We start from the raw sequence: 6,613 nt of genomic DNA, 5'->3' as shown, positions 1-6,613 counted from the left end.
GCGGGTTCGTGCAGGCGGGCGGCGGGCCGCCCGGCCTGGTGCGCTTCCGCCTGTTTCCGCCACCCGCGGGCGCCCGCGCGGATCGCCGCCGGGCCGGCGGCGTCGTTGTCGAGAAAACCGGCCGCGGTCCCGTCGGTCCACACGTGACCCAGCAGCGTGCCGGCGGTGTCGTACAGCGCGGCGCGGCGCACCGGCCCGGCCGGGACGCCGGGGTAGGTCCCAGAGTCGGACACCTGGGCAGGGGCGAGCGCGGTGTCCGTCCACCGATCATGCGGCGTGTGATCTGCCACGTTCGCCTCCTACCTGTAGCCCTCGGCGGCATCGCCGTACGGGTCCGGCGTCCAGCCGGCCGGTTTCTCCCAATCGTCGGGGACGAGCTCCAACTCCATGAACCAGACGTCGTCCTCCATGTAACGCTCGTCGCGCCCCTTGTATACAGCGTGCACGACGTACCGGGAGTTCCTGCGGATTAGGATCTCCCGCTCGTCCTCTCCGAACCGGCTGATCGGCATGACGTTCATCGCGCCGTACCCGTCCGGGACGCGGATCATGAGGTAGACGTCGCCGGCGAAAGCGGCGTTCGCGCCGACGCTGGTCGACATGAAACCAGGCTCGGAGAACACCCGGCCGACGAGCGCCTTCATTGTCTCAGGCCGGCGCACGTCCGCGCCGAGGGATTGCGCATATCGGGAGCCGACGCCGCGGTGCGCGATGAACGCCTGGGGCGCCCGGGCCTTGCGGAATGCGGCGTCAGAGCCCTGGAGGATCTGCTCGTAGTGGGCTCGCTGCCTGGGGTCGCTCGGGAGGTTGCCGCGCAGCCCGTTGTTGACCATCTGGTAGCGGGGGCCGGTGTAGTCGCGGACCGCCTGCCGTTCGGCGTCGGTGAGGTCCGGGATGGGCATGCGGTCGCGCGCCCACTGGAGGCCGTCGGCGTTGGTGCGGTGGCGGAGGGCTTGGCGCATGCCGGGGGCCTGCGCGCGGAGGCGGGCTTGCCGTTCGGCCTCCTGGCGCGCGCGGGCGGCCGCCTCTTCGGCTTCGCGGCGCGCGCGTTCCTCGGCCTTACGGCGGGCCTTGGCCGCCGCCTCCTCGGCCGCCTGCTGCTGCGCGGCCAGGTCGTCACGGCGTACGGGCGTGGCGTCGTCGAGTGAGAGCTGCCCGCGCGCGGGCGCGCCCGGACGAGCCGGTTCGGGTACGGCCGCCGCGCCCGGGCGGGGTGCGGGGCCGCCGTCCAAGGTGGGCTGCACGGGCGGTTCGAGGTCGGCGACGGGGCCGCCGGACGGTCCGCCGGGCTTCGGCAGGTTGCCGGCGCCGATCTGCTCCCTGTACGGCAGGCGCTTGAGCTTGGGGTTGGCCTTCAGGTGGGCGCGGAGCTCGGCCTGCGCCGCCCTCACCTTACGGTTGGCTTCCTTCTTGGCCTCGTCGGTGAGCGCGCCCTCGGCCTGCTCCTTCGCGGCGCGGATCTTCCGCTCCAGCGCGCGCTGCTTCTGCCTCGCCTTGTCGCCCTCGGGGTCGGCCGTGTTCTTCGGGATCCGGGTGATGCCCGCCTGGTAGGCGCTGACGGAGTGGCGGCAGTTGGGGTGCTGGAAGCCGTCGGCGCGGGCCTGGTCGAGCGTGGCCACGACGTCGACGGTGACCATGACGCCGTCCTTCGTGGCGTGCTCGACCTCGACTTTGCCGGTCGGCCCGTTGATGGCGAGGATCTTGCCCTCGTACGGGCGGCAGAGCTTGCACTCCTGCGGGGCGTTGCTGACGATGACGAGGTCCATGCCGATCGACTTGAGCCGGTCGGTCTGGCCCTGGATGGCGGCGCGCTGGATGTTGGTTCGGCCGATCATCTCGACGTAGCTGGAGAGCCGCCAGACGCGCCCGGCGCGGTCGGTGAACGACGTGATGCCCTTGTCGATCAGCCGCTGCCACGCCGCCTGTGACGCCTCACGCCTCGTGAACGCGCCGGTCGCGACCCGTGCGGCGGTGCCGGCCTGGACGGCGCGGTAGGCGTCGAGCGGCGCTCTCAGGATGTTGCTGTCGACTCGGCCGAGGTCGCGGTGTAGCGCGGTCGCGATGTTCTCGACGACGGCCGCGTTGGGCAGCTGCTCGCGTGTGGCCGTGCGCGCAGCCTGGCCTATGCCGGAGCGCGGGAACCAGGACTCGGGGAGGTCGGCGAGCGCCGCGCCCTGGCCGTGGCGGTAGGCGTCGGCGACCGCGCGGCGGATGACCTCGGTGCGTGCGGCCTGCACCGCGGCGAGGATCGCCTGCGCGCTCCTCCTCAGCGCCTGGACGGCCTCCAGCTTCGCCTCCTGGTAGGGAGACGGCAGCGGGATGTCCTGGCGGAGGCGCTGGGCGACCGTCTTGATGAGGGCGGTCTCGACCTCGCGGTAGAGGTCGGCGATCGTGCTGGTGATCTGGTCGACGAGGTCGGGGTCGACGGCCACGGCCACCTCCCGGCCACTGAACACCCGAAACCTAGGCCAGCGCCGGTCCTGGCTCGGTACCGTCACCGGCATGGCCCGTGACATGACCCATGGTGGCCGCAGGTCCGGCCGTCCTCCCGGCAAGCGGAAGCCGTACGCCTGGGAGCGGGGACTGGTGAAGTCCAGCAAGCCCGACGCCGAGCAGCCCGCGAGATGCAAGGCGTGCCGGGCGGAGACGACTAAGGGAAAGCTCCGGTACGGCTACTGCGCGGATTGCTGGAGCAGCGACCAGTCTCACTGATCGCTCTCCTCTAGCTCTCCGGCGGGCCGTCCTGCTCGTCGTCGGCCGGCGGCTCGACGCCCTCTCCCTGGTCGCCGAACGCGCCCGGCGGCCGGAGGGCGAACGGATCCGGCACCACGGCGCCGATGTTGTTCTCCTCCTTGATCCGCTCGACCTCGTCGGCGACCTGCGTCTCGTCCCAGTCCGGGTGCAGCAGGTGGACGCGGGTCTCGATGCTCGCGGACTGGGCTTGGGCGAGGAGGTTCGCGGTCTCGGCAAGCGTGCGGGTGTCTTCGGAGACGCCGTCGCCGAACACGACGTTCGGCCGTTCTACCTCGACGCCGGAGCCGAGCTTGTTGTCGAGCATGAGCCACGTCTCGACGATGTCCTCCAGCTCCGGCCGTTGGTAGGTGATCATTCGGTCCCGGGTGATCAGCGAGCGGCGTTCCTTCGCGGCGACCTCCGTGGCCGTCATGGCGGTCTCGCCCTGCATGCCGAACGTCTGCGCGGAGAATCCGACGGTGCGGAGGATGACCTGGACGATGGCCATGGCGGACTGCTCGTGCTCGGCCACGCGGATCGCGAACTGCTGCGGGGTGATCTCCATGCGCTCGCCGGAGGTGAGCGCTTCGAGCGCCTCGTACACCTCGCGGTCCGCCTCGAAGCTGGCGCCCTGCCCAGGGCCGTTGCTCTGGAGGTATGAGGAGGGGACGATCAGCCGGGCCTTCGCGAGGCGGATGTCCCGCATCCAGCTCGTGTAGACCTCGTCGAGGCTGTCGAAGAGGTGCTCGACGCCCTCGAACAGGGAGCGGCCGAGGTTGGCGCCGGCGGGGAAGCGGCGCCACCGCCTTGTGGGCCGCCTGCATGGGAGGTAGCCCGCGGTGAGCTTCTTGATCCCCGTCGGCACGACTGGCTGCAGACCCTTCGTCGCCTCGTGCGAGGTGAGCTGGATTTGCTTACCGAGGTCGCCCCGGGTGCCCTTGTACAAGCCGTTCAGGATGTGACCGGGCTCGTGCCGCTCCAGGTGGACGAGCCGCTCCTGCCCATCCTCCTCGAGGACTCGCCAGAACGTCACCGCCCTGAGCTTCCCCCACGTCCAGTCGGGGACAGCGGCGTCGGCGTGCACGGCGTCGATCCACGGCCGGTCGGCGATGGCCTTGTCCCAGCAGATTCTGAGGTAGGAGCCGCCGAGCGCGCCGCCGACTTCGGAGCCGTCGAGGAGGGTGGCGTGGAGGCCTGCGTCGATCAGCTCGTTGATGCGGTCCTGCGTGCCCGTGTCGGTCACGGTGATCGACGGGGGCTCGCTGTAGAGGAGGTCGGCGGCGGTGGTCGCGAGGTCGGCCGGCAGCGGGATGTGGAGCTTCGTGCGCTTCTCGCCGGCCGGGGTGGGTGCTCCCCAGAAGAACCGGGCGACGCCGCCGACGATGCCGCCCCGGTACGTGCTCGGCCGGTTGGCCGGTCGGGCGTGGTCGCCGCGGGTGTCGCCGTACAGGGCGGCGAGGGCGTCGGGGTCGCCCTCGTACCAGGTGGACCAGACGTTGTATTGGTCGTGGATGGGTGTGAGGGGTTTGGGCGGCCAGGTGCCGCCGCTCGGCAGCGGCATGGGATTTCCCCTTCATGTGGCGTCTGACCTGCGGTTCTACCTTTTTCGCGGGCCATTCTGGGAGAATTGGAGCGTTAAGTTCGTTCGAATTGAAAGGGGGTGAAGAATGGCTGCCGCGAGAATTAAAATGCGCGGTCGGAAGCGGGGCGACGTGTACGTCTACGACGAATACCGGGTCTGGCGTCCGCACCGTCGGGCTGACTGGCTGACCCTGTTCAACGGCGATGACGTGGTCCTGCACTGCCGCTGCTCGGAGATCGACGATGTCGAGCTCCTCAGGTAGTGGAGCGGGGGGCCTCGGTCGGCGCCGTGGTGGTGTTGGCCGAGGCCAACCCGGAGCGATCAGGCCGGGTCCTCGTCGATCGGCGTGGCGTAGAGCGTCCACTCGTCGTAGCCGTGGCCCTGGTCGCCGTGGCTGCTCCACTCGACGACCTTGTAGCGGCGGCCGTGGATCACGACCTGCTCGTCGCGTTGTCCTCGGCCGGGGGCGTCGTCTCGCCTTCGGCTCTCTGGAGAACCAGACCGCCATCGCCTGCGAACGCGGCGATCTTCTCGCGGACCGCCTTGATCTCCATGTGGTAAGCCCACGTGCAGTGGTCGTTGGAGTCCATGGAGTCGAGGACGGCACGGACCTCATCGGCGCTCAGTGTCAGATCGGACATGAAGAGGATCTCCAGGGGGGTGAAGGATAGCCCGGGAGAATGTGTCTTCCCGCAAGCTATTCGGCGGTGTGACGATCACGCCGCCACGAGAGGTAGTTGCGTCCGTACACCGCGCCGTACGCCAGCGCGGACACGATGAAGCCCCACTGCCGGGTGGCGATGGCGTACGCGATCCACAGGGCCTGTGCGCCGAGGCCGATGGCCCAGCCGATCGCGCGCCGCTTCCCCGCGTAGTACAGACCGAGCACGCCGACGGCCATCAGGAGCCAGGACCAGTACGCGCTCATGCTGCCTCCATGACGGGCTTGACGAGCCGGTGCTGCCACACCGCCCGCGTCGTGAACACCGCGTACCGCGCCGCGTCGATCGAATGGTCGTCCGCCTTCACGGGCACGTCCTCGCCGTCCTCGGCCTTCTCGTCGTCCCACACGTAGCCGGGCAACTCCTCGATCAGCCCGGCGCACGACCGATGCACGAACAGCCGGCCGGTCGCGAACAGGCTCGCGACGGTGCGGATGCCGTCGAGCACGTCGTTGTCGCCGAGCGTGCTCGTGATGCCGTCGGCGTGGAGCTGGACGCGGAACGATTTCGCCGACGGGTCGACGATCACGAACCGCGGACGCTCGTCGCCGAGCCAGGCCCGTAGCCGCGCGGAGTACTCGGCGTCGGTGAGGGCCCGGTGCTCGCGCTTGCTGTCGTACCTGAACTCCCGGGTGAGGTACAGCCGGCCGTCGACGCCCAGTCCGAGCAGCAGCCCGGCGAACGGGTTGCTCGTGCCGTAGTCGACCCCGAGGGCGATCACGTCGGCCATCTGCGGGAGCACGTCGACGATGTGCATGGTCTCGTCGAACATGTCGAACACGGCGCCCTCGGCCTGCACCCAGTGGCCGAGGATGAACCTGCGGTACCACAGGCCGACGTACGTGCTTTTCAGCGTGGCCACGTAGTCGGCGGGGAGGTGCGGGTTGTCGTCGAGGACGAAGTGCCAGGACCTCAGCGCGGTCTCGGCGGGGCGGAGCATGTACTGCTTGCGGAGCCAGTGCGCCGGGTTGTCCGGGTTTGTGGTCGCGAAGATCTTCGCGCCGGGGACGGAGCAGCGGGCGTTGAGCTGGTCGAAGAACGCCCGCGGGATCGTGGTCGCCTCGTCGACGTACGCGCCGGCCCCCGTCATGCCGCGGACCTTCGGCTCGGCCTTGGCGTCGTTCGCGCCGAGGATGTGCACGGTCCGCCCGAGGATCGTGGCGGTCGCGGCGCCGGGGTTGTAGTGCACCTGGCGGGCCAGCGCGCCGAACAGGTCGGGGTTGGTCAGCGGGCCGAAGGCGTTGCGCGCGATGCTGTCGCGGGTCCGGCCGACCATGACGAGCTCCCCGCCGCGGGGCGGGTCCGCGACGAACATGAGCCAGCGGAGCAGGGAGGCGACGGTCTTGCCTGAGCGGACGGAGCCTTCCCACAGGTTGATCCGTGACTGGGCCTCGACGATGGAGCGGATCTGCTTGGGCGACAGCACGCGGGTGACGGCGTCAAGATCCATCGTCGGGGCCGAGTTGGTCGTAGGCGGCCTGGAGGCCGGCGGCGAGGGCGCCGAGCATGGAGCGGGCCTCGTCGGCGCCGTTGTCGGCGTCGAAGCGCTCGTAGGCCATGTGCTTGTCGGACATGA

General features: G+C 70.1%; 8 protein-coding genes. 2 read left to right on the top strand and 6 right to left on the bottom strand.

Annotation, left to right across the window (positions count from 1 at the left end; all coding sequences use genetic code 11):
- The coding region (locus AB0J39_RS37185; protein WP_363473503.1) for a hypothetical protein at nt 1–290 on the bottom strand (290 nt) is incomplete at its 3' end.
- A gap of 9 nt (nt 291–299) precedes the next feature.
- Nucleotides 300–2,432, bottom strand: a complete 2,133-nt coding sequence (locus tag AB0J39_RS37180) for a phage minor capsid protein (RefSeq protein WP_363473501.1) — start codon at nt 2,430–2,432, stop codon at nt 300–302.
- Nucleotides 2,433–2,502: 70 nt separating this feature from the next.
- On the opposite strand from AB0J39_RS37180, the gene AB0J39_RS37175 reads away from it, so the two are divergent.
- Nucleotides 2,503–2,712, top strand: coding sequence for a hypothetical protein (locus AB0J39_RS37175; protein ID WP_363473499.1), 210 nt, complete (start codon nt 2,503–2,505; stop codon nt 2,710–2,712).
- A 10-nt stretch (nt 2,713–2,722) separates the two neighbouring features.
- On the opposite strand, the gene AB0J39_RS37170 is transcribed toward AB0J39_RS37175, so the two are convergent.
- Nucleotides 2,723–4,294: a hypothetical protein gene (locus AB0J39_RS37170; protein WP_363473497.1), complete on the bottom strand. Its 1,572-nt coding sequence runs from the start codon at nt 4,292–4,294 to the stop codon at nt 2,723–2,725.
- 127 nt (nt 4,295–4,421) lie between these two features.
- On the opposite strand from AB0J39_RS37170, the gene AB0J39_RS37165 reads away from it, so the two are divergent.
- The gene (locus AB0J39_RS37165) at nt 4,422–4,577 is read left to right on the top strand and encodes a hypothetical protein (RefSeq protein WP_363473494.1); all 156 of its coding nucleotides are present in this window, start codon (nt 4,422–4,424) and stop codon (nt 4,575–4,577) included.
- 169 nt (nt 4,578–4,746) lie between these two features.
- Here the strand turns inward: AB0J39_RS37165 and AB0J39_RS37160 are convergent, their stop codons facing one another.
- The 3 genes from AB0J39_RS37160 to AB0J39_RS37150 are packed head-to-tail and all read right to left on the bottom strand — an operon-like array spanning nt 4,747 to nt 6,487.
- A complete protein-coding gene (locus AB0J39_RS37160; protein WP_363473491.1) occupies nt 4,747–4,956 on the bottom strand; it encodes a hypothetical protein in 210 nt (69 codons plus the stop codon).
- Between the two features lie 56 nt (nt 4,957–5,012).
- Nucleotides 5,013–5,243, bottom strand: coding sequence for a hypothetical protein (locus tag AB0J39_RS37155; RefSeq protein ID WP_363473489.1), 231 nt, complete (start codon nt 5,241–5,243; stop codon nt 5,013–5,015).
- Nucleotides 5,240–6,487, bottom strand: a complete 1,248-nt coding sequence (locus tag AB0J39_RS37150; RefSeq protein WP_363473487.1) for a PBSX family phage terminase large subunit — start codon at nt 6,485–6,487, stop codon at nt 5,240–5,242. The genes AB0J39_RS37155 and AB0J39_RS37150 overlap by 4 nt, the downstream gene beginning before the upstream one ends.
- Nucleotides 6,488–6,613 lie beyond the last annotated feature (126 nt).

It is taken from the genome of Microbispora sp. NPDC049633 (assembly GCF_040675265.1).
GTDB lineage: Bacteria > Actinomycetota > Actinomycetes > Streptosporangiales > Streptosporangiaceae > Microbispora > Microbispora maris.
Note: the sequence above shows the minus strand (reverse complement) of the source record. Positions and strands in the feature narration are given on the sequence as shown.